Source organism: Flavobacteriales bacterium (genome assembly GCA_030584065.1).
Lineage (GTDB): Bacteria > Bacteroidota > Bacteroidia > Flavobacteriales_F > PHOS-HE28 > PHOS-HE28.
Map to the genome: position 1 here is coordinate 588,868 of CP129489.1, position 20,531 is coordinate 609,398.

General features: G+C 64.5%; 17 protein-coding genes and 1 tRNA gene. 4 read left to right on the top strand and 14 right to left on the bottom strand.

What is annotated here, in order from left to right:
• Positions 1–38: 38 nt before the first annotated feature.
• Genes QY325_02550 through mtaB form a run of 3 tightly spaced genes read right to left on the bottom strand, consistent with a single transcriptional unit; the run spans position 39 to position 3,368 of the window.
• Positions 39–836: an inositol monophosphatase family protein gene (locus QY325_02550; GenBank protein ID WKZ66813.1), complete on the bottom strand. Its 798-nt coding sequence runs from the start codon at positions 834–836 to the stop codon at positions 39–41.
• 20 nt (positions 837–856) lie between these two features.
• Entirely contained in the window at positions 857–2,014 is a 1,158-nt protein-coding gene (locus tag QY325_02555) for a prolipoprotein diacylglyceryl transferase (GenBank protein ID WKZ66814.1), read from the bottom strand.
• 4 nt (positions 2,015–2,018) lie between these two features.
• Complete coding sequence (gene mtaB / locus QY325_02560) at positions 2,019–3,368, bottom strand: tRNA (N(6)-L-threonylcarbamoyladenosine(37)-C(2))-methylthiotransferase MtaB (GenBank protein WKZ66815.1); 1,350 nt, start codon at positions 3,366–3,368, stop codon at positions 2,019–2,021.
• Positions 3,369–3,711: 343 nt separating this feature from the next.
• Here mtaB and QY325_02565 point away from each other — a divergent pair, with 343 nt between their 5' ends.
• Positions 3,712–4,125: a hypothetical protein gene (locus QY325_02565; GenBank protein WKZ66816.1), complete on the top strand. Its 414-nt coding sequence runs from the start codon at positions 3,712–3,714 to the stop codon at positions 4,123–4,125.
• On the opposite strand, the gene pdeM is transcribed toward QY325_02565, so the two are convergent.
• The gene (gene pdeM, locus QY325_02570) at positions 4,122–4,793 is read right to left on the bottom strand and encodes a ligase-associated DNA damage response endonuclease PdeM (protein WKZ66817.1); all 672 of its coding nucleotides are present in this window, start codon (positions 4,791–4,793) and stop codon (positions 4,122–4,124) included. The two genes, QY325_02565 and pdeM, sit on opposite strands and share 4 nt — an antisense overlap.
• A 198-nt stretch (positions 4,794–4,991) precedes the next feature.
• Here pdeM and QY325_02575 point away from each other — a divergent pair, with 198 nt between their 5' ends.
• Together QY325_02575 and QY325_02580 are read left to right on the top strand one after the other, a co-directional pair.
• Entirely contained in the window at positions 4,992–5,978 is a 987-nt protein-coding gene (locus QY325_02575) for a hypothetical protein (GenBank protein ID WKZ66818.1), read from the top strand.
• A 3-nt stretch (positions 5,979–5,981) separates the two neighbouring features.
• Positions 5,982–8,528, top strand: a complete 2,547-nt coding sequence (locus QY325_02580; protein WKZ66819.1) for a cation-translocating P-type ATPase — start codon at positions 5,982–5,984, stop codon at positions 8,526–8,528.
• On the opposite strand, the gene QY325_02585 is transcribed toward QY325_02580, so the two are convergent.
• A complete protein-coding gene (locus QY325_02585) occupies positions 8,525–8,653 on the bottom strand; it encodes a hypothetical protein (GenBank protein ID WKZ66820.1) in 129 nt (42 codons plus the stop codon). The genes QY325_02580 and QY325_02585 overlap by 4 nt on opposite strands.
• A 166-nt stretch (positions 8,654–8,819) precedes the next feature.
• On the opposite strand from QY325_02585, the gene QY325_02590 reads away from it, so the two are divergent.
• A protein-coding gene (locus QY325_02590) for an IS3 family transposase (protein WKZ66821.1) occupies positions 8,820–9,891 on the top strand; the annotation gives its coding sequence in 2 pieces (ribosomal slippage) (positions 8,820–9,085 and positions 9,084–9,891; 1,074 coding nt in all).
• Between the two features lie 95 nt (positions 9,892–9,986).
• Here the strand turns inward: QY325_02590 and QY325_02595 are convergent.
• The 9 genes from QY325_02595 to QY325_02635 all read right to left on the bottom strand — a co-directional run bounded on the left by QY325_02595 (position 9,987) and on the right by QY325_02635 (position 20,503).
• A complete protein-coding gene (locus QY325_02595; GenBank protein ID WKZ66822.1) occupies positions 9,987–11,309 on the bottom strand; it encodes a DNA cytosine methyltransferase in 1,323 nt (440 codons plus the stop codon).
• Between the two features lie 270 nt (positions 11,310–11,579).
• Positions 11,580–12,791 (bottom strand): site-specific integrase, encoded by a 1,212-nt coding sequence (locus QY325_02600; protein ID WKZ66823.1) that lies wholly within the window; start codon positions 12,789–12,791, stop codon positions 11,580–11,582.
• Between the two features lie 147 nt (positions 12,792–12,938).
• Positions 12,939–14,111, bottom strand: coding sequence for an ATP-binding protein (locus QY325_02605; GenBank protein ID WKZ66824.1), 1,173 nt, complete (start codon positions 14,109–14,111; stop codon positions 12,939–12,941).
• Positions 14,112–14,175: 64 nt separating this feature from the next.
• Complete coding sequence (locus QY325_02610; protein ID WKZ66825.1) at positions 14,176–16,647, bottom strand: ligase-associated DNA damage response DEXH box helicase; 2,472 nt, start codon at positions 16,645–16,647, stop codon at positions 14,176–14,178.
• Between the two features lie 229 nt (positions 16,648–16,876).
• Positions 16,877–18,487: an ATP-dependent DNA ligase gene (locus QY325_02615; GenBank protein ID WKZ66826.1), complete on the bottom strand. Its 1,611-nt coding sequence runs from the start codon at positions 18,485–18,487 to the stop codon at positions 16,877–16,879.
• Entirely contained in the window at positions 18,484–19,545 is a 1,062-nt protein-coding gene (locus QY325_02620; GenBank protein WKZ66827.1) for a ligase-associated DNA damage response exonuclease, read from the bottom strand. The genes QY325_02615 and QY325_02620 overlap by 4 nt, the downstream gene beginning before the upstream one ends.
• 72 nt (positions 19,546–19,617) lie before the next feature.
• Positions 19,618–19,743 carry a hypothetical protein gene (locus tag QY325_02625; GenBank protein ID WKZ66828.1) on the bottom strand — a complete coding sequence of 42 codons (126 nt, stop codon included), beginning with the start codon at positions 19,741–19,743 and terminating at the stop codon, positions 19,618–19,620.
• An 83-nt stretch (positions 19,744–19,826) separates the two neighbouring features.
• Entirely contained in the window at positions 19,827–20,018 is a 192-nt protein-coding gene (locus tag QY325_02630) for a hypothetical protein (GenBank protein WKZ66829.1), read from the bottom strand.
• Between the two features lie 407 nt (positions 20,019–20,425).
• A tRNA-Pro gene (locus QY325_02635) sits at positions 20,426–20,503 on the bottom strand.
• Positions 20,504–20,531 lie beyond the last annotated feature (28 nt).

Consider the following 20,531-nt stretch of genomic DNA (forward strand, 5'->3'; position numbering starts at 1 on the left):
CCTCCGGACGGACCGGGGGGCTCGACCGTTGGGGGCGGTCAATCCTGCCGTTGCCAGTTCCTTTCGATCACCTCCAGGAGCTCGGCGTGGATGGCGCTGTTGCTGGCCACGATCTCCTCATCGAACACGGGGTCCTTGCTGGGGCGGAACCCGCTTACGCGTCCGCCCGCCTCGCGCACCAGCAGCACACCGGCGGCCACGTCCCAGCTGTTCAGCCCGTACTCGTAGAAGGCCTCGAAGCGGCCGCAGGCCACATAGGCCAGGTCTGCGGCGGCGCTGCCGAGCCTGCGGATGCCGCGCGTGCGGTGCATCAGCTCGCGGAGCAGGTCCAGGTATTCGCTCTCGTAGCCGAAGTCGTCGTAGGGGAAGCCGGTGGCGAGCAGGCTGTCCTGCAGGGTGGTGCGCTCGCTCACGCGGATGGGCAGCCCGTTGAGGTAGGCCCCGCCGCCGCGCCAGGCCGTGAAGCGCTCGTCGCGCGTCACCTCATGCACCACGCCCAATAAGGGCTCGGTGCCGTCGAGCAGGGCGATGCTGATGCAGTAGCACGGCACCCCGTGCACGAAGTTGGTGGTGCCATCGAGCGGGTCGATGACCCAGTTGAGGCGCTCCCGCTGCTCCCCGCTGCCCTCCTCGGCGATGAAGCCTGCCTCGGGCAGCAGTTTCTCCAGGCCCTCCACCAGCCGGTCCTCGCTCACATGGTCAACATGCGTGACCAGGTTGTTCGCGCTCTTGGCGCTGACGCGGGCATCGGTGAGCTTGCCCGCCTCGCTGCGGATGAAGGAGGCGACATCCACGCTGATCGCGGTGACCTGTTCGGTGAGCTTGCGGAGGTCCATAGGGGATGGGTTGAATGCGTTCATGCGGCGGTGCCACGGGGCTTCCTGCGGATCCAGAGCAATCCGCCGAGTCCGGCCAGCATCAGCAGCGTGGCGATGATCTCCGCCTGCGTGATGGTCCCGAGCACGTGCACGTTCACACGGATCTTCTCGATGAAGAAGCGCTCGAGGCCGTTCAGGAAGAGGAAGAGGAAGAAGATGCTACCGGCCGGCTTCAGGCGCTTGCGCAGGGCCCAGAGCCCGGCGAAGAAGAGCAGGCAGACGATGGTCTCATAGAGCGGGGTGGGGAAGACGGTCTCCGGCAGCACGGTGCAGTACCCCTCGAAGCAGGGCCTGCCGTCGGTGAGGGGGATGCCTACGCCGTTCACGTTGTTCGGATAGTCGTACTGCCACAGCCATTTGGGGCCCGGGCCGAGGAAGTTGGTGTTCACGATGCCCCAGTCGCCATCGCCGCTCACCTGGCAGCCGATGCGCCCAACCGCATAGGCCAGCATCACCCCCGGCGCTGCCGCATCGGCGCCGTGCCAGATGGGTATGCCGTTCCTCTTGAAGTAGCGCATCACCATGGCGCCCGCCACGATGAGGCCGCCGTACATGGTGAGCCCGGTGATGACATCGCCGCCCGAGGGAGCCGTGATGAATGCGATGAATTCGCCCGGGTTCTCGAGCCAGTGGAACAGCTTGGCGCCGATCAGGCCCCAGATGGCTGCCGTGATGGTGATGTTGCCGGCGTGCTCGTGCGGCAGCACCTTCACCTGCTCGGTGCGAGGCTCCTCCAGCCGTGCCTTCTGCCGCTCGCGCCAGCGCAGCCAAACGAGCAGCGCGGCCACGGCGAGCCCGGCGATCACGTCTCCCTGCGCACTGAGCAGGAAGGCCGGCGGATCCGCCAGCGCTTCGTCGCTGCGGGTGATCAGGAAGAACCCCTTCCAGCCCAGCACGAAGCCCAGGATCCCCTGGCCGATGAGCTCGCCCGCTGTCGCCGGCTGGCCGATGGTCTGGGTGCGCACCGTGGCCCGCATCAGCCCCAGGCCCTCCATGCGCCGCAGCTCCCGGCCCAGCGTCCAGCTCGCCAGTATGAAAGCGAGGGCCACGAAGAATCCGAAGCTGTTGAGCATCCGGAGGATGCCGATGTCCAGCCCGAGCAGGTCGTGGACGGCGTGGTAGAGGGTCGGGTACATGGGTTCAGTCTGCTGGTGCCAGTCGGGGGTGGGCGGATGATTCGGCCCTCGATGCATCGAAGACGCCCTCCATGTGCCCTTCGCCATTGATGCGGATCAGATGCACCGGCACGACGCGATTGATGAGCGCGGCGTCGAAGAGTAGGTCCACGCGCAGGTAGTTGTCGGTATAGCCCAGCATGCGCCCTTCGACCTCCTCCGCCTCCAGGAGGACGGGCCGCGTGGTGCCCAAGTGGCGCTCGTAGTGCGCACGCTGGAGCTTGGCGCTCAGGATGCGCAGCTGCTTGGTCCGTTCCCGGCGTGCTTCCATGGGAACGATGTCCTCCATGCGCACGGCTGTGGTGTTGGCGCGCTCGCTGTAGGTGAAGACGTGCAGGTAGTCGACTGGGATGGAGCGGAGGAAGGCGTGCGTCCGCCGGAATTCCTCCTCGGTCTCGCCCGGTGTCCCGGTGATGACATCCGCCCCGATGCAGGCCTGCGGCATCAATGCCATGATGCGTGCGACCCGGTCGGCGTAGAGGGCCGTATCGTAGCGCCGCCGCATGCGCTCGAGGATGGCATCGCTGCCGCTCTGGAGGGGCATGTGGAAGTGCGGCACGAAGCGACGGCTGCGCGATACGGCATCGATGATCCCATCGTGGCAGAGGTTGGGCTCGATGCTGCTGATCCGGTAGCGGGCGATGCCATCCACCGCGTCGAGCGCGGCGATCAGGCCCAGCAGGTCCTCTCCATGCCCCCGTCCGAAATCCCCCGTATTCACGCCGGTGAGCACGATCTCCTTCACGCCAGAGGCGGCGATCCGCTCGGCGATGGCCACTGTTTCGGCGATGGTGCCGCTCCGGCTGCGCCCGCGGGCCAGCGGTATGGTGCAGAAGGAGCAGAAGTAGTCGCAGCCGTCCTGCACCTTCAGGAAGGTCCGCGTTCGGTCACTCGCGTTGTAGGCCGGAACGAAACGCCTCGCTTCCTTGATGGCGCCGAAGATGGCCTGTCCCCGGGCCTGCTTGCCGCCCGTGGACTCGATATGGGCGGCCAGGTCGAACTTCTCGTTCGCGCCCAGCACGAGGTCCACGCCAGGGATGTCCGCGATCTCCCCGGGCTTCAGCTGCGCATAGCAGCCCACCACGGCCACGAAGGCCTCGGGATTGATCCGCTGGAAGCGGCGCACCCATTGCCGGCACTCCTTGTCGGCGTTCTCCGTCACGCTGCAGGTATTCAGCACGAAGACGTCCGGACGCTCCTCCGGCCGCACCCGCGCATAGCCGGCTTCCTCCAGCGACCGGGCCAGCGTGCTGGTCTCGCTGAAATTGAGCTTGCAGCCCAAGGTGTGGAAGGCGACGGTGCGTGGTGCGCTCATGGGCCCGGGCGCTCATGCGGACATGCGAGGCATGGCGGAGCGGCGGCGAAGGTACCGGAGCGGAGCCATGCCGCCCACGGGTGCGGTCCGGCGTCCGCGGGGCGCGCCAGCGGCATGCACGGCGCGCCGATCCGGGGCCTATCGGGCAACCAATCGGAACGGCTCCGTCATAGGGTTGCTTACCCGGAACCCATGGACCGACTCAGGAAGCTCGACCGCACCGGCCTCATCCGTGCCAGCATGCTCATCTTCTCGCTGCTGGCGCTGGTGTCCTTTGCGCTGGCCCGGGTGGCAGAGTGAGCCCGGACCGCGTCGTTTCGCAGCAGCCGCTTATTTTCGAAGCATGCCGGCCGTCGAGAAGGTATGCCTGGAGTGCGGCGAGAAGATCGTCGGCCGCACCGACAAGCGGTTCTGCAGCGATGCCTGCAGGAACCTCTATCACTATCATGCGAACAACGCTCCGATCAATTATGTGCGCAACGTGGTGAATGCGCTGAAGCGCAACCGCCGGATCCTGTCGGAGCTGAACAACGGCCCTGAGGGCAAGACCAAGGTGCATCGGGACAAGCTGATCGAGAAGGGCTACAGCTTCATGTACCACACCAACACGCACCGCACAAAGGCCGGCAATACGTACGTCTTCTGCTTCGAGCACGGCTTCCTGGAGCTCGGCGAGAACTGGTTCATGCTCGTGAGGCGCGACGAGTACCTCGAGCGTTCCGGCGACCAGCGGCGCGATGATGCCGCCGCCGGCTAGGTGAGGGCTTGCGTCGCCGATCCCGTGCGGCTCACGTCGATGGCCGCCCGGTCGGTACAGGCCCAGATGCGGTCCGTGCCCCCGGGGGCGATGATGTGCAGTCCGGTGCCCGTCCCGAAGGCCGGCAGCAGCGCCTGCTCGCGCCCGAACCAGAAGCACGGCAGGCGCAACCGCTGGCGGCCGGTGCCTTGCAGCGCGATGCCCGGATGAAGGTGTCCGCTGATGCAATAGCCCGAGGAGATCCGCGCCGGTTGGTGGCGCAGTACGAAGGGGCCTTCCTCCACGCTTTCATCGCAAACCTCCACGCCCGCTTCGGCGTAGCGCCGGTCCGCGAGGATGTCATGGTTCCCGGGAACGAGATGGATCGGGACCGATCGCTGCCTCGACCATCGTGCGAACCGCTCCCAAGCCGCGTTCGCGCTGCTGTGGAAGAGGTCGCCGATCACCACGATGCGCTTCGGCCGCAGCGCATCGATTACCGCATCAAGCCGTTGCAGCGTGCGCGCATCATCGCCCTCCGGCAGCGGCAGCCCCCCTTTGCGCAGATGGGCCGCCATTCCGAGGTGCAGGTCGCTTAGCATCAGCCAGCCCATGCGTGGCCAATGCAGCGCCCGCAGCGGGTGCATCACCAGACGTTCGCCGGCCACCTGTACTTCGGCGGTGAGCATGACGCGAATCTAGATGCTCCCACCGAGCCGCAGGGCGGGGGATAGGCCGTATGCGATGGGCCGCCCTTTCGATGTGCAGTCCATCGCAGGCGGAGTTGACCTGTGCTGCTGGCCGCTGGTCGCGCCCGGTTCCGGATGCAGTTCGGTGCGTCGCGCCCGCACGGTGGAATCCGCGCCTGAAGCATCTATTTTGCACGCATGCTCGGGGCCCTCCTCGGATTCACCGGATGCGCCCTGGCCATCGCCTTCAGCGGCACCCGCCTGGCCCGCCTCGGCGACCGCCTCGCCGAGATCACCGGCCTGGGCCGCGCTTGGCTTGGCCTCGTGCTCATGGCCACCGTCACTTCCCTGCCCGAGCTCTTCGTGGGCATCAGCTCCGCAGGCATCCACGGCAACGCCGACCTGGCCGTGGGCGATGTGCTCGGCAGCTGCGTCTTCAACCTGCTCATCCTGTCGGTGCTCGATGCTTTCCACCGCGGCCCCGGCCTTCTCCGCAAGGTTGAGCCCAAGCAGGTACTTAGCGCTGCGCTGGGAATCGTGCTGTTGGCACTTGTGGGCTTCGGGCTCTTCCTGCCCGACCAGTACGTGGTGATGGGCTGGGTGGGCGCCCTCAGCATCGTCTTCGTCGGTGTATACCTCTTGGCCATGCGGATGGTGTACCAGCACTTGGGAAAGGATCCCGCCGAGGATGGTCAACAAGCGCCTGACCGCTCCGGCCTTCGCCGCGTGGTGCAATGGTACATTGTGCATGCCGCCGTGGTCATCGCAGCCGCGCTCTTCCTGCCTGGCTTCGCAGAGACGATCACCGAGGAGACCGGGCTCAAGGCCTCCTTCGTGGGCACGCTGCTGCTGGCCACCTCTACGTCCCTGCCCGAGTTCGCCGTGAGCATCGCAGCCTTGCGCATCGGTGCAGTGGATATGGCTGTATCCAACCTGCTCGGCAGCAACCTGTTCAATATCGTCATTCTCGCCATCGATGACCTGGTGTACAGCGGCGGCTTCCTGCTGAAGGATGCCTCGGAAGCGCACCTGCTGTCGGTGCTCAGCACCATCATCATGAGCGCCATTGTCATCGTGGGGCTCACCTTCCGCACCGCGCCCAAGCGCTTCCTGCTCGCGTGGGACACCTTCCTGATCCTCGTGGTGTATGTCGTGAACCTCATCCTGCTGTACCGCATCGCCTGAGCCATGAAGTGGCACCTGCTGCATATCGGTGAACTGCGACAGGCCTTGGGCGCGGGCGAGCCGGGCTTGAGCGAGGCCCAGGCTGCTGATCGCCTGCTGGAGCATGGCCCTAACGAGCTGGAGGGCAAGCGCAAGCGCACGGTGCTCGGCCTGTTCCTCGCCCAGTTCAAGGACCTGATGATCCTGGTGCTGCTCACGGCCGCGGTCGTCGCAGGTGCGGTGGGCGACATCACCGATACCATCATCATCCTGGCCATCGTGCTGGTGAACGCGGTGATCGGTGTGGTGCAGGAGTTCCGCGCGGAGAAGGCGCTGGAGGCCCTGCGGCGCATGGCGGCCCCGCAGGTCACGGTTCGTCGCGGCGGGCAGATGCGCACAGTGCCCGCGCGTGAATTGGTCCCCGGCGATGTGGTGCTGCTCGAGGCCGGACAAGTGGTGCCCGCCGACCTGCGCTTCACCGCGTGCCACGGCCTGCGCATGCAGGAGGCCGCGCTCACCGGTGAGTCGCTCGATACCGTGAAGCAGCCAGGCGAACTGGAAGGGGAGGACCTCCCGCTCGGCGATCGCAGCAACATGGGCTTCAAGGGCACCGTGGTGGCCAAGGGCCGCGGCGAGGGGATCGTCGTGGCCACTGGCATGCGCACCGAGATGGGCCGCATCGCCAAGCTGCTCGATCAAGGCACCACCGCGACGCCGCTGCAGAAGCGCATGGCCGCCTTCGGCAAGGTGGTGGCCGTGGCCGTGCTCGCCATCTGCGCGGTGCTCTTCACCGTGGGCTGGCTGCGTGGTGGCGATCCCGTGACGCTGCTGCTCACCTCGATCTCGCTGGCCGTGGCCGCCATCCCCGAGGCCCTGCCCGCGCTGATGTCCGCGTCGCTGGCCCTCTCCGCCGCCCGCATGGTGAAGCAGCAGGCGCTTGTGCGCCGCCTTGCCGCGGTGGAGACGCTCGGCTCCGTCACCGTGATCTGCACGGACAAGACCGGCACGCTCACCCGCAACCGCATGCGTGTGGAGGAGCTCGTGGTGCTGGACGAGGCGCAGCGGCCGCGCCTGCTCCAGGCCATGACGCTGAGCAACGACGTGATGGCCGGGCCCTATGGTCCGGTGGGTGAGGGCACGGAGCTCGCGCTCTTCGAGCATGCCGAGGCCAGTGGTGTGCTCAAGGCTGAAGTCGAACGTCAGCTGCCGCGCGTGGCCGAAGTGCCCTTCGATGCCGTGCGCAAGTGCATGAGCACCATCCACCGCCTGCCCGATGGCCGCCACCTGCTCTTCATCAAGGGCGCGCTGGAGGCCTTGTGGGAACGGGTGCCCTCACCTGATCCCCGGTGGCGCGCCGAGGCGGATCGCCTCGCCGCCGAGGGGCTCCGTGTGATGGCCCTGGGCTGGCGCGAACTGCTGCCGGGGCCCTTGCCCGAAGACCCGCACCCGCTGGAACGAGAGATCACGTTGCTCGGTCTCGCGGGCATCCAGGACCCGCCGCGCGACGAGGTGCCGCAGGCCATCGCCGCGTGTCAGGCCGCCGGCATCCGCATCGTGATGATCACCGGCGACCACCCCGTCACCGCGCGCACCATCGCCCGGCGGATCGGCCTGCTGAGCCCGGTGGAAGCGGATGACCCGCGCAGCGTGATCACCGGCGCCGAGCTTGCACGGCTTGATGCGAAGGCCTTGCGCGAACGGGTGGACCACCTGCGTGTCATCGCGCGTGTTTCGCCGGAGCAGAAGCTCGACATCGTGGCCGCCTTGCAGGAGCACGGGCACTTCGTGGCCATGACCGGCGATGGCGTGAACGACGCGCCGGCCCTGAAGCGCGCAGACATCGGCGTGGCCATGGGCATCACCGGCACCGACGTGTCGCGCGAGGCGGCCGACATGGTGCTGCTCGACGACAACTTCGCCACGCTGGCCCATGCCGTGCGCGAAGGGCGCCGGGTCTTCGACAACATCCGGAAGTTCATCCAGTACATCCTCACGGCCAATGCCGGTGAGATCTGGGCGATCGCGCTCGCGCCGATGATCGGACTGCCCATTCCGCTGCTGCCGGTGCACATCCTGTGGATCAACCTCGTGACAGACGGATTGCCCGGCCTCTTCCTATCGCTGGAGCCGGCCGAGCGCGATCTCATGAAGCGGAGTCCGCGTCACCCGAAGGAGAGCATCTTCTCCAACGGCCTGGGCACGCACATCCTATGGGTGGGCCTGCTGATGGGCGGGGTCACGCTTGGCGCGCAGGCCTGGGCCATCCGCACCGGACATGAACATTGGCAGACCATCGCCTTCAATGTGCTTTGCCTGAGCCAGATGGGCCATGTGTGGGCCATCCGCTCGCAACGCTCGTTCTTCCGCACCAACTTCTTCTCCAACCCCGCGCTGCTCGGGGCTGTGGCGCTCACCTTCGGCCTTCAGGCACTGGTCACCTTCGTGCCGCTGTACCAAGGCATCTTCCACACCCAGGCGCTCACATGGGAGGAGTTTTTCGTGGTCACCGCGCTCTCGTCGGTGGTCTTCATTGGGGTGGAGGTGGAGAAGCTGTTCGTCAGGCGGCACTAGCGCGTGACCACCACACGCCGGGCGCTCACCGGGGCGCCATCCCGATCCACGCGCAGCACGTAGGCGCCCGTGGGCAGGTCGAAGGCCAGATCAACGCGATCGGAGGAGGAACGTTCGGCAGACACCACCCGCCCCATGGCATCCAGCAGCAACAGGTCCTCGCCGCCTTGGAGGCCTCTGTAAGCTTCCCCGAAGTTCGGCCATTCATTGCTGGAGGTGAAGTGATCCTTGGCCCCGCGGGGCCAAGGATCGCTTCGGCCGGCCAGGGGCTACATTCAACCACACGTAGCCATGAGAAAGAGCAAGTTCACCGAGCATCAGGTCATCGCCATCCTCAAGCGTCACGAGGCTGGCTCGAAGGTGGCCGACCTGTGCCGCGAGCACGGGATCAGCAACGCCACGTTCTACCAATGGAAGGCCAAGTATGGCGGCATGGAGCCCAACCAGGTCAAGCAGCTGCGTGACCTGCAGGAGGAGCTCAGCCGCCTGAAGCGCATGTACACCGAGCTGAGCATGGTGCATGATGCCTTGAAGCAGGTGGTGGAAAAGAAGTGGGGCGCCTGACGAGAAGCGCGAGATCGTTCAGGCGATGATACAGGAGCACAGCATCTCCGAGCGCCAAGCCTGCGGCAGCGTGGGCTTGGCGCGCAGCACCGCGCAGTACTGCAAGACCCCAGCGGATGACACGCCCATTATCCAGGTCTTGGAACAGCTCACCCAGAAGCACCCGGCCATCGGGGTGTGGCAAAGCCATCATCGGATGCGCTTGATGGGTCACCTGTGGAACTTCAAGCGGGTGTATCGGGTCTACACCGGTCTGGGCCTCAACATTCGTCGCAGGGCCAAGAAACGGCTGCCTGCACGGGTGAAGCAGGCGCTGTTCCGTCCTGCTGGTCCGGACCAGGTCTACAGCATCGACTTCATGCATGACAGCCTCTGGGACGGCCGGACCTACCGCTTGCTAAATGTGATCGACGACTACAACAGGGAGGTGCTCGCGATCGAGGTGGACACCTCACTGCCCGCACTGCGCGTGATACGCGTGCTGGAACGCATCAAAGCAGTGCGTCCGCTGCCCAAGATGATCCGCGTGGACAACGGCCCGGAGTTCATCAGCGCCAAGCTCGACCACTGGTGCCGCGAACACGGCATTACCTTGACCTACATCCAGCCAGGCAAGCCCACCCAGAACGCCTACATCGAACGCCTCAACGGCAGCATCCGTCGTGAACTGCTCAGCGCCTACGTGTTCCGTACCTTGGACGAGGTGCGCGAGAAGGCCGATGAGTGGATGACCGATTACAACCATCACCGCCCACACAAGGCGCTTGGCTACCGGCCGCCAGCGCCCATCCGATCCTAAACCTATGCCCCAGGAGCCTCTAGTTATGATCGGCCCGAAAACAGGGGAAGCTTACAGTAGCTTTGGCTGGTACCCCGTAGATTTCAAAAATCTTGTCAGACATCAAGCAGTTGCTTTTTGGTGCTCCACGAAACCACCTTCTGAGAAACCTTTCTTCTCTCGTATCCGCTTTCGGCGGCAGCCTTGATGTCTGCTTCAATAAGACTTGAGTCACGGGGAAGTACATCCTCGACTGAATCTGGCTTAAGACCCAGTAACTCAAGTATGTGCTCACCAATTGCTTTTCCAAGGAATGGTGGGACCGCGTTTCCAACCATTCGATTGCCATGCCACTTCACAGGGTGGAAGAGGAACCAATCGGGGAATGTCTGGATCCGCGCACATTCACGCGTGGTCAACACACGGTTTTGATACGGATGCAGCGGTCTTGGCGCGGACCAAGAGCCACGATCTTTTGTTGTGCCTGCCCGGATGGTTGTTGAAATATCACTTGGGTCGAGTCGGCGAATCCCACAAACGGGATCAGCTTGTCCGAAACCTAACTTGCTAAGGCGTGCTGTTAGGTCAGGTCCGTGTTGGGTCCGACGCAAGTTCGTGCATATCCGGTGATCCCATTGTGGTTGTATGCTTGTGAAGGAGTTCAGTTCACGAGTGCCGCGCATCCATTCTTGGAACAATGATTCTGGTGCGCGGTCGTATGCTACTCGGTCGCCACTAATCAGCTCTTCAAAAAGGTCAACCTCAGGAATATCTGAAATCGCCTCCCATGAGGTAGGTGTCCGATGCAAGAACAGGTTTGCCCCTTCGGTTGGTCGATAGTGTGTGGGAGATGGAAGTGTCGGAGTTATTCCTAATCCCTTCTCTATGCCGAGAATGAACACACGCTGTCTCATCTGCGGCACTCCAAAATGCCATGCCTTCAACGTTTCAGGACCGATGACTTGATAGCGCTTTTCAAGTTGTTTCAGTGCTCGGCCAAGCATTGGTGAGTCAGAGGTCTTCAGTCCCGGGACATTCTCCATTAGGAAGACCGGGGGCATGAAGTCCAAGACCACACGAGCAAACTCAGCGACAAGATGATTCAGCGGATCGTCTTGCCGCCTCTTACCGGCAAGAGAGAATCCTTGGCAAGGCGGACCGCCCGCTACCAGAAGCACATCCTGCTTACGCAAGCCAAGCGACTGAAGACGCTGAGGATTGAAGTTGTATACATCTCCAGCCGTTTCACCAAAGAGTACGTTGGTGCTTGGGAAGTTGTACTGAGCATATCGACCGGCGGTCTCTTCAATCTCAACGTCAACGCCAACTTGAATGCCAGCCATCTTTAGCCCTAAGCTGAGGCCACCAACACCACTAAAGAGGTCGATTGCGAATGGCTTGGAGTTGCTGTTACTCCGTCTTGTCTTCGACTGATTCATGTACGCTGTTCCTGAGATTCTGGGCTTTGGTCGACCGTTGGTTGACGGGAAGATTGGCACCCCAATGAGCCCAAGGTAACCATCAGCAGCGAGTGTATTTCTTCGGGCCGGGTTCTGTTGTAATTCATTCGAGCGAGGGCCTGTGTTGGGCGTATTTTTCGCCGCTGACCCCTAACTGATCATTGCCGCATTGCGTAAATTTCTGGACTTGGGTGGAGGTGCCTATTGCGTATATCGTTCCTATTCGGGTGATAGTGCGCAATGACAACTTCACAGGTCCAGGTCATCTAGCGGGCTGCGGATCCTGCCAAGGGCTTTGGTGCTTACGTGGGTGTAGATCTCCGTGGTCTTGCTGGAACTGTGTCCCAACAGGGCCTGAATATAGCGCAGGTCGGTGCCCTTCTCCAAGAGGTGGGTCGCGAAGCTGTGGCGCAGGGTATGAACGGTGGCCGGTTTGGTGATGCCGGCCTTCTCCCGGGCGCGATGAAAGATGACCTGCACGCTGCGAGGGGAGTACGGGCCGCCATCGGGGCCTTCGAACAGGTATCGCTTCGGCTTGTAGGTGGTCAGGTATTCCTCCAAGGAGGACAAGGCCTTACGGCTGAGCAGCGTGATCCGGTCCTTGCTACCCTTGCCACTGCGCACGATCAGTTGGCCGCGCTCCACGGCCAGGTCCTGTCGCTCCAGACCGATAAGCTCACTGAGCCGCAGCCCACCGGAGTAGATGAGCATGAGGATGCTCCGGTGCTTCAGATTCTCCACATTGCGCAATAGGGCGGCCACCTCCTCCTCGCTCAGGACCATGGGCAGTTTCTTCTCATGGCGTGGCCGCTCCATGAACGTCACCCGCCGCGCATCGCCCACCACGTTCATATAGTAGTAGCGGATGGCGTTCACCGCCTGGTTCAGGGTGCTGTTGCTCACCTTGCGCACGGTGGCCAGGTGGTGCTGGAAGGCCTCGATGTCCTCCGTGCGGATGTCGTTCGGGTGCTTCCGCGGGAAGTGCTGGAACAACTGCTTGGTGGCGCTGAGATACACCTGGATGCTGCGCGGGCTGTACCGGGCCACCTCCAGTTTCCGGCGCATGTCGGCCAGGGCCTGCGCTTGTAGGGACGTCAGCGCCGGTGCGTCCGCCTTGGGCTCGCGTGGCGCCTTCGGGGACGGATCAACGGGCTTCGAGGCGCTGTTCCGCATTCCCTTGGTGCGCTCGCGGCTTGGTGCAGGCGCATCCGCTTGCTTCCGCAGGCCGTTCATGTCCACCCAGGCCAGCCCTTTGAAGGCATCGAAGATGACCTTGAGGTGCTCGGGGCTGTTGGGCATCCACCAGCAGCGGTGCGTACTGCTCCACTTGGCGCCGGCCTTGCGGGCCGCAGCGATCAACCCTGCATCGTAGGGGAAGTGCAGCGCGATGCACCGCTGGTCCTTGTGCACCAGGTGCGCCAGGGTCACCGATCCCGGGCTGTCGGCGGCTTTCTTGTCCATGGGGCACGGTCAAGATAAGGAGCCGGTCGTACGATCGAGGCGCACCTCCCGGCCGACCGCTAACCCTGCTGAACGGATGGGTGTGCCGGGTCCCGTTCATGAGATTCCTAAAGTGTAACTTTAAATAGCTCATAAATGATCGCGGGCTCACATGCGCTCCAGCCACTGCCCCAGCTCCATCGCTTTCACGCCATGGGCAAGGCTTTCCGGCGTTCGGCGGTCGCCCTTCCGGTGCAGGATGAAGCAGCGTGCGGGACGGGCCAGCTTGCGCTTTTCCTCGAAGGCCTTGGTGAGCTGTGCCAATGCGGAGGCCATGCCGGGCACCGGTGTGCGCGAGGCCTTGCACTCGATCATGTCCACCCCGCCGTTGGGCGTGGGCACCAGGAAGTCCACCTCCAGCCCCTGCTGGTCGCGGAAGTGGTAGAGTTCGCGCCGGCCCCCGCTGTTCACCTGCCGCTTGATGAGCTCGGCGGCCACGAAGCCCTCCCAAATCGCGCCCAGGAAGGGCGAGCGCTCCAGCTCGGCCGCCGTGGTGATGCCCAGCAGGTGGCAGGCCAGCCCGCTGTCGGCGTAGTACACCTTGGGCGACTTGATGAGGCGCTTGCCCAGGTTCTCGTAGAAGGGCGGCACGATGAGCAGCTGCTGGGTGGTCTCCAGCACGCCCAGCCACTGGTTGATGGTGGGCACGCTCACGCCCAACGGAGCGGCGAGCTCGGTGCGGTTGAGCACCTGCCCGTGCCGGGTGGCCAGCAGGGCCATGAAGCGCCGGAAGGTGGCCAGGTCGCGCACGTTGGTCACGGCGCGCACGTCGCGCTCCAGGTAGGTCTGCACGTAGCTGCTGAACCACAGCCCCGCGCCCTTGGGCCGCGCCACGGCCTCGGGGTAGCCGCCGTGCAGCAGGCCCACGCGTGGCGATTCCGTGATGGACAGAGGGTACAGCTGCAGCACGGCCGCACGCCCCGCCATCGATTCTGTGACACCACCCATCAGCGCGGCCTCCTGCGAGCCAGTGAGGAACCACTGCCCCGTGCGCCGTGGGTTCCGGTCGATGCGCGAGCGCACGTAGGAGAAGAGCTCGGGCACGTTCTGCACCTCGTCGAGGATCGCGGGCAGCTTCATCTCATCGAGGAAGCCCTGCGGGTCGGCGCGCATGCGGGCGATCACGTCGGGGTCCTCCAGCAGGGTGTACGAGGCCTTGGGGAAGAGCTTCCGCAGCAGCACGGTCTTGCCCGCGCGGCGCGGCCCCGTGAGCACCACGGCGGGAAAGGAGCGGGAGGCCTTCAGCAGGACCTTCCCAAGGTCGCGGTCGGTGTAGCGCATGTTTGAGAATCCTAAAGTACAACTTTAGAAATCTCAAAACAAGCAATGAGGCTCCGAGGAGCGTTCACACCTTCTCCAACCGCTCCGTCATCTTGCGTATCCGGTCCTCCAGCTGCTCGCTGGTGAGCTTTTCGCGCAGGCGGTCCACCAGGATGGGGAAGGCGAAGGGCGTGAAGCGGCCGGGATCCTTCAGCACGATGCGCTGGCGCTGGATGCGTTCCAGGGCTTCGCGCATGCGCGGCAGCTCCATCTGCACGTCGAAGGCTTCGTCATAGGCTTGCCGCAGCAGCAGGTGGTCGGGCTCGTGCTCGCGGAACACGTCGAAGAAGAGGCCGCTGTTGGCGCGCATGTGCCGCTCCTTCAGCGGACGACCGGGCATGCCCTTGAACACCAACCCCGCAATGCTGGCGATGTCGCGGAACTTCCGCCGGGCCATCTCGGTGGCGTTCAGGCTGCGCTGCAGGTCGCTCAGCAGGTCCTGCGGACTGAACAGGTCGTTGTCCAGCGCCTCCTCGATGGGGATGGGCTGGTCGCTGAGCAGCTCGAAGCCGTAGTCGTTCATGGCGATGCTGAAGGTGATGGGCTTCAGCAAACTCATGCGGAAGGCGAGGAGCGAGCCCATGGCCTCGTGCACCAGCCGCCCCTCGAAGGGGTAGATCACCACGTGGTGCCCTTCGCGGCTCTCGAAGCGTTCGATGAGCAGCTCATCCTCGGTGGGTACGATGCTCGTTTCGCGCTGGCGATCCAGGATGGGCTGCACGGCGGCCATCTCCGTGTTGCATCCTGGATCGGTGAGCTGCGCGCGCAGCACCTTGGCCATGTAGCTGCTCAGGGGCATGCGACCGCCCTGCCAGCTGGGGATCTTGCCCTTCTGCTCGCGGCTTTTGCGCACCTGCGCCACCAGTCCTTGCACACGCACGAACTCCAGGCTGCGTCCCGCGAACCAGAACACATCGCCGGGCTTCAGCTGGTTGATGAACCATTCCTCCACCGTGCCGATGCGGCCACCGCCGATCAGCTTCACCGCGTAGCTCTCGCTGCCCACGATGGTGCCGATGCTGAGCTTGTGGCGCAGCGCGATGCGGCGGTCGTGCACGCGGATCATCCCGTCGGCATCCACCACGGCCTTGCGGAACTCCTCGTAGGCCGTGAGGCTCTTGCCGCCCGTGGTGATGAAGGTGAGCAGCCAGTCCCATTCCTCCGGGGTGATGTCCTGGAAGCACCACGTGGAGCGCACTTCCTCGTAGAGCATGGCAGGGGCGAAGCCGTCGCTCACGGCCAGCGTCACCAGGTATTGCGCAAGCACATCGAAGCAACGGAACAGTGGCTGTCGCGCCTCGATGCTGCCTTCCTCGGCGGCTTGGCGCAGGGCGGAGGCCTCCACCAGCTCCAGTGCGTGGGTGGGCAGGAACCAGATGCGGCTCACGGCATCTGGACGGTGGCCGCTGCGCCCTGCGCGTTGCACGAAGCGCGCCACGCCCTTCGGACCGCCCACCTGCACCACGGTCTCCACCGGACGGAAATCCACGCCCAGGTCGAGGCTGCTGGTGCACACCACGGCCTTCAGACGGCCTTCGTCCAGCGCCTTCTCCACCCACTCGCGCACGTCGCGGTCCAGGCTGCCGTGGTGCAGGGCGATGGTGCCCGCCAGCTCCGGCGCGATGTCCAGCAGGTGGAGGTACCAGATCTCGCTCTGTGCGCGGGTATTGGTGAAGATCAGCGTGCTGGTGCTCTGCTCGATGATCGGCAGCAGGCGGTGCGCCAGCTTCAGGCCCAGGTGCCCGGCCCATGGGTAACGCTCCACCTCCTCGGGGATGATGCTGCGGACCTCGATTGGTTTGCGGATGGTGGATCGGACGAGGACGGGGATGGGTCGATCCGCACCGGTAGGTCGACCCGGTGGGGCGACACTACGGGTGCGATCTACGATGTCGGTGCCATGCAGCACCGCCATCGCCTCCTCCAGGTTCCCGATCGTGGCGCTGATGCCCCAGATGCCCAGCTGCGGCCGCAGGGCCTTCAGCCGGCTCAGGGCCAGCTCCACCTGCACGCCGCGCTTGCTGCCCAGCAGCTCGTGCCACTCGTCGGCGATGAACCAGTCCAGGTGCTTGAAGAGGTTCGCATAGCCCTTGGTGGCCAGCAGCACGTGCAGGCTTTCGGGCGTGGTAACGAGCAGCTGGGGCAGGGCTTTCTTCTGCGCCGCGCGCTCCTTGGTGCTGGTGTCGCCCGTGCGCACGCCCACTTTCCAGTCCAGGCCCACGCCGTCGCACATCCGCTGGGCGCTCTCCGCGATCTCGCCGGCCAGCGCGCGCAGGGGCGTGATCCAGATGGCCTTCAGGCCTTGCGCCTTGGAAGGTTGCAGCAACGCGTGGTTCACCACACCGCCCCACACGGCGTAGGTCTTACCCGTACCGGTGGGCGCGTTCAGCAGGCCGCTGCGGCCCTCGGCCATGTGCGACCACACTTCGCGCTGGAAGGGCTGCGCGGTCCAGCCTTGGGAGGCGAACCATTGGTCCAATGCGGGGTGTGCGCTCATGATGGGTATTTGGGCGCGCCCCTCGTTCCTCGGGTCGGGCTGTCCGCTGCAAGTCCGCACTCGTTCACCCCGGCCCCTGAGCCGGGGCTCCTCGTTTGCGGGCTTTCCGCTACCATCCCTCGCGCGGGCACGGTGCCTGACCCATGCTCACGGCCAGCAGGGATCATACGCCCTGTCCGGTCGACCCAGTGGGTCGACGCTACGGGTGCTGCGATGATGATCCGTGATGTCATCTGATCATTCCTTTCAGGTCATCCAGCGTGTTCGCCTCCTCCGCCTTCTTATCCCGGCGCCAACGGGCGATCCGTGGAAAGCGCACGGCCACGCCGCTCTTATGGCGCGTGCTGGGGCTGATGCCCTCGAAGGCGACCTCGAACACCAGCTCAGGCTTCACCTGCCGCACCGGACCGAAGCGCTCCAGCGTGTTCTTCTTCACGAAGGCGTCCACCTCCAGCATCTCCGCATCGGTGAGGCCGCTGTAGGCCTTGGCGAAGGTGACCAGCTCACCGTTGTGCCAGAGCCCGAAGGTGTGGTCGGTGTACAGATCGGCGCGGCGGCCGTGGCCCTGCATGCTGAAGGTGAGCACGGCGTCGACGCTCAGCGGGTCCACCTTCCATTTCCACCAATCGCCGCGGCGGCGACCTACTTCGTAGGTGCTACTGAGCCGCTTCAGCATCAGGCCCTCGATGCTGGCGGTGCGCGCATGCTCGCGGTGCGCCACGATCTCCTCCCACGAAGCGAAGGGCAGCGTGGCCGAGAGGGTAAGCATCGGCTGGCCCGCATTGGACACGATGTCCTCCAACAGCGCGCGCCGTTCGCTCAGCGGCCGTTGGCGGATGTCCTCGCCCAAGTGCTCCATCAGGTCGTAGGCCATGAAGATCACGGGCACATCGGCCAGCAGCTTCTTCCCCACGCTCTTTCGCCCAATGCGCTTTTGCAGTTCGGCGAAGGGGAGGGGCGCACCATCCTTCCAGGCCAGGATCTCCCCGTCCAGCACAGTGCCATGAGGCAAGCCCTTTCGCAGCGCCTCGAGCTCGGGGTACTTGTCGGTGACCAGTTCCTCCCCGCGGCTCCACACGTAGTGCTGCCCGCCGCGCACGATGAGCTGCCCACGGATGCCGTCCCACTTGTGCTCGGCCTGCCAGTCGCGCGGGTCGCCAAGGGGCATCAGGTCCTCGAGTCCGGCACCCGCGGCCGTTCCCTCGGGACCCTCGATGCCGTAGGCCAGGTAGAAGGGGTAGGGGCGACTGTGGTCGTCACCTTCGTTCGCGCCGAGCACCAAGTCGTGGAAAGTGGTGGTATGCGGACTCCAGTCGCCCATGAGCCGATGCGCCAGCACATCCTCGCCCACGCCGGTGGCTTTGCTCAGGCCCTTCACCATCACCTTCTGGCTCACCCCGATCCGGAAGCCTCCGGTGATGATCTTGTTGAAGACGAAGAGCTCCATGCCCTCAAGTCCAGCCCACGCGGCCTTCACGCGCGCGGCCTTCTCCTGCTCGGACAAGTCCTTCAGTTCTTCCACGTACCGCACCCATTCCGCCAGGGGCTTCACCATGCGCTCTTCCAGCTTCGCGATGTGCGTTACGGTCTCCGCGAAGTCGCCCACCACGTGGTAGCTGGCCTCGAAGAGCCAGTCCGGGATGCCGCTGACCTCCGCGGCCCATTGGCGCAGTTGCGTGCTCGTCACCGGGCGTTTCGGGCGCCGCCCGCTCAGCAACGCGATCACCCAGAGCTTATCGGCATCGTCCGCTTCGCGGAAATACGTAGCCAGGGCCTCCACCTTGGTGTTGGTGCTGGTTGTTGAATCCAGCGCATCGAACAATTCAGCTTCCCTGTTCATGGCGCGGGCGTTTCGGGTCTACCCGGTGGGTCGACACTACGTGTGCCGTCCTGTACGTCGGCACCCGCTTCTCCTGCGAACTCTGTCGACTCTGCGGTCGCATAATATCCAACGCTCCGCAGGTACTGGCTGAACAGATCCGTGTACCCGTGGGTAGCGATTACGCGCTCGGCGCCGCTCTCCTTCACGGCCAGTAAAAGCGCGTCCCAGTCGGCATGGTCACTTAGCACGAAGCCCTTGTCGATGTTGCCGCGGCGCCGCCAACCGCGCAATTGCATCCAGCCGCTCGCCATTGCGCTGCGGTACGGCTTCATGCGGCTCATCCACGGCGTATCCAAGGCAGAACCCGGTGTGATCACCAGCGCGTTGCGGAAGCGCTCTTTCGGGGTGTCCTTGGTGATATGCTCCCACGGCGGCAGTTCAAGCCCGCAGTCCTGAAGCACGGTGTTCATGTTGGCCACGGCCCCGTGCACCAGGATCGGGCCGATGCTCCGGTCCACGCCGGTCATCACGCGCTGTGCCTTGCCCAGGCTGTAGGCGCTGATCACCGAACAGACACCGTTCGCCGCATTGCTGCGCCACCAGCCATTGATCTCAGCGAACACCTCTGAAGGCTCCTTCCACCGATAGATGGGCAATCCGAAGGTGCATTCGGTGATGAGCGTGTGGCAGCGCACCGGCTCGAAGGGGTCGCTGATCCCGTCGGTGTGGCGCTTGTGATCGCCGGTGGCCACCCATACCTCACCCTTGTATTCCACCCGCACCTGCATGCTGCCGGGGATGTGACCGGCCGGGTGCAGCGAGAACCTCACCCCCTTGATGGTGACGCTTTGGTCGTGCACCAGGGTGTCGATGTGCAGGTCCTCGCCCAGCCGCGAATGCATGAGCGCCTTGGTGATGGGGGAGGACAGGTAGTGCTTGCTGCCGCGCCGGGCATGGTCGCTGTGTGCGTGGGTGATGATGGCACGGTCTACCGGCCGCCAGGGGTCGATGTACACGTCCGCCACCGGACAGTGAATCCCTCGGTCCGTGAATGACAGCAAAGTCGTCAGTGGCACGCGCTCAAGCTAGCGCAGTTGCCGTGGAACACCGCAAGCGAACCGGTGTTCGATGCAGGGATGATGCCGGAACTAGCTGGCGGCCCAGATCATGAGCACAATCATGCCCAGGACCATCAGGGCCACCAGGACCGGACCGCCGATCTCGTTCTGCTCGGCCTCCTCGGGGAAGTGGCCTTCGAAGTGGTTGTCGCTCATGGAGGGGGTCCTATGTGAACCGGACCGGCGCCAAATATAGAAGCGCTCGCGAAGGCGTTCTGCGGCGATCGGCTCCGGACCGCTCAGTTGAGGCTGAATGTGGGCTGTCGCAGGACCATTCGGGCGATGACAGAGCTCTCGTTCCGGCGCATGCGGCTGATCAGCGCATGCACCTGCTCGTCCAACTCGCGGTCGCTCAGCTTCGCCAGGTCTTTGTAAACCGGGAGGCTGCTCCGGCTCTTGAGGATCAACGCTATCTTATAGGAGCGTGACATGGTTCCGATGATAAGACGGTTGCCGAGCGGCTGGGGATGCCTGTCTGATGCCGGCGGTTGTGCCGCATTCGAGGAAAGGCGGCATTCAAGGGCTGAGCGGCGTGTCCAAGGCCGTGAACGCGCCGATGCCTTCGGGGATAGCGCTCACCCTGCAGCTGGACCACCGGATGCCTGGGCGATACCCCTCCCCGCGGCGCCATGAGGTCCGCCAAGCCCATGCATGCCCCGCTTGGCCGGTCGGGGTGTGTGGGTTGGCCGAAGGCGGCCATGCCAGAAGGGGGGGAGGCCTCATGCGCAAGCCCTTGACGCTGCTGCGCATCGTCGGGCTTTTCCATCCCCTTACGCGCTCAAGCTCCGCTCGGTCACGCATGAAAAAGCCCCAGCGACTTCGTCGCCAGGGCTTGGTCTGGTCGGGGTGAGTGGATTCGAACCACCGGCCTCTACGTCCCGAACGTAGCGCTCTAACCGGGCTGAGCTACACCCCGTAGCTGCAAGGGGCGGCAAATATAGACG

Excerpts from the sequence above, each read along its gene's own strand:
- QY325_02610 (WKZ66825.1), bottom strand. The coding sequence starts at position 16,647 with ATGAGCGCACACCCCGCATTGGACCAATGGTTCGCCTCCCAAGGCTGG.
- QY325_02615 (WKZ66826.1), bottom strand. The coding sequence starts at position 18,487 with ATGAACAGGGAAGCTGAATTGTTCGATGCGCTGGATTCAACAACCAGC.
- QY325_02625 (WKZ66828.1), bottom strand. The coding sequence starts at position 19,743 with ATGAGCGACAACCACTTCGAAGGCCACTTCCCCGAGGAGGCCGAGCAG.
- QY325_02565 (WKZ66816.1), top strand. The coding sequence starts at position 3,712 with ATGCCGGCCGTCGAGAAGGTATGCCTGGAGTGCGGCGAGAAGATCGTC.
- QY325_02575 (WKZ66818.1), top strand. The coding sequence starts at position 4,992 with ATGCTCGGGGCCCTCCTCGGATTCACCGGATGCGCCCTGGCCATCGCC.
- pdeM (WKZ66817.1), bottom strand. The coding sequence starts at position 4,793 with ATGCTCACCGCCGAAGTACAGGTGGCCGGCGAACGTCTGGTGATGCAC.
- QY325_02580 (WKZ66819.1), top strand. The coding sequence starts at position 5,982 with ATGAAGTGGCACCTGCTGCATATCGGTGAACTGCGACAGGCCTTGGGC.
- QY325_02600 (WKZ66823.1), bottom strand. The coding sequence starts at position 12,791 with ATGGACAAGAAAGCCGCCGACAGCCCGGGATCGGTGACCCTGGCGCAC.
- QY325_02630 (WKZ66829.1), bottom strand. The coding sequence starts at position 20,018 with ATGTCACGCTCCTATAAGATAGCGTTGATCCTCAAGAGCCGGAGCAGC.
- QY325_02605 (WKZ66824.1), bottom strand. The coding sequence starts at position 14,111 with ATGCGCTACACCGACCGCGACCTTGGGAAGGTCCTGCTGAAGGCCTCC.
- QY325_02550 (WKZ66813.1), bottom strand. The coding sequence starts at position 836 with ATGGACCTCCGCAAGCTCACCGAACAGGTCACCGCGATCAGCGTGGAT.
- QY325_02595 (WKZ66822.1), bottom strand. The coding sequence starts at position 11,309 with ATGAATCAGTCGAAGACAAGACGGAGTAACAGCAACTCCAAGCCATTC.
- QY325_02555 (WKZ66814.1), bottom strand. The coding sequence starts at position 2,014 with ATGTACCCGACCCTCTACCACGCCGTCCACGACCTGCTCGGGCTGGAC.
- mtaB (WKZ66815.1), bottom strand. The coding sequence starts at position 3,368 with ATGAGCGCACCACGCACCGTCGCCTTCCACACCTTGGGCTGCAAGCTC.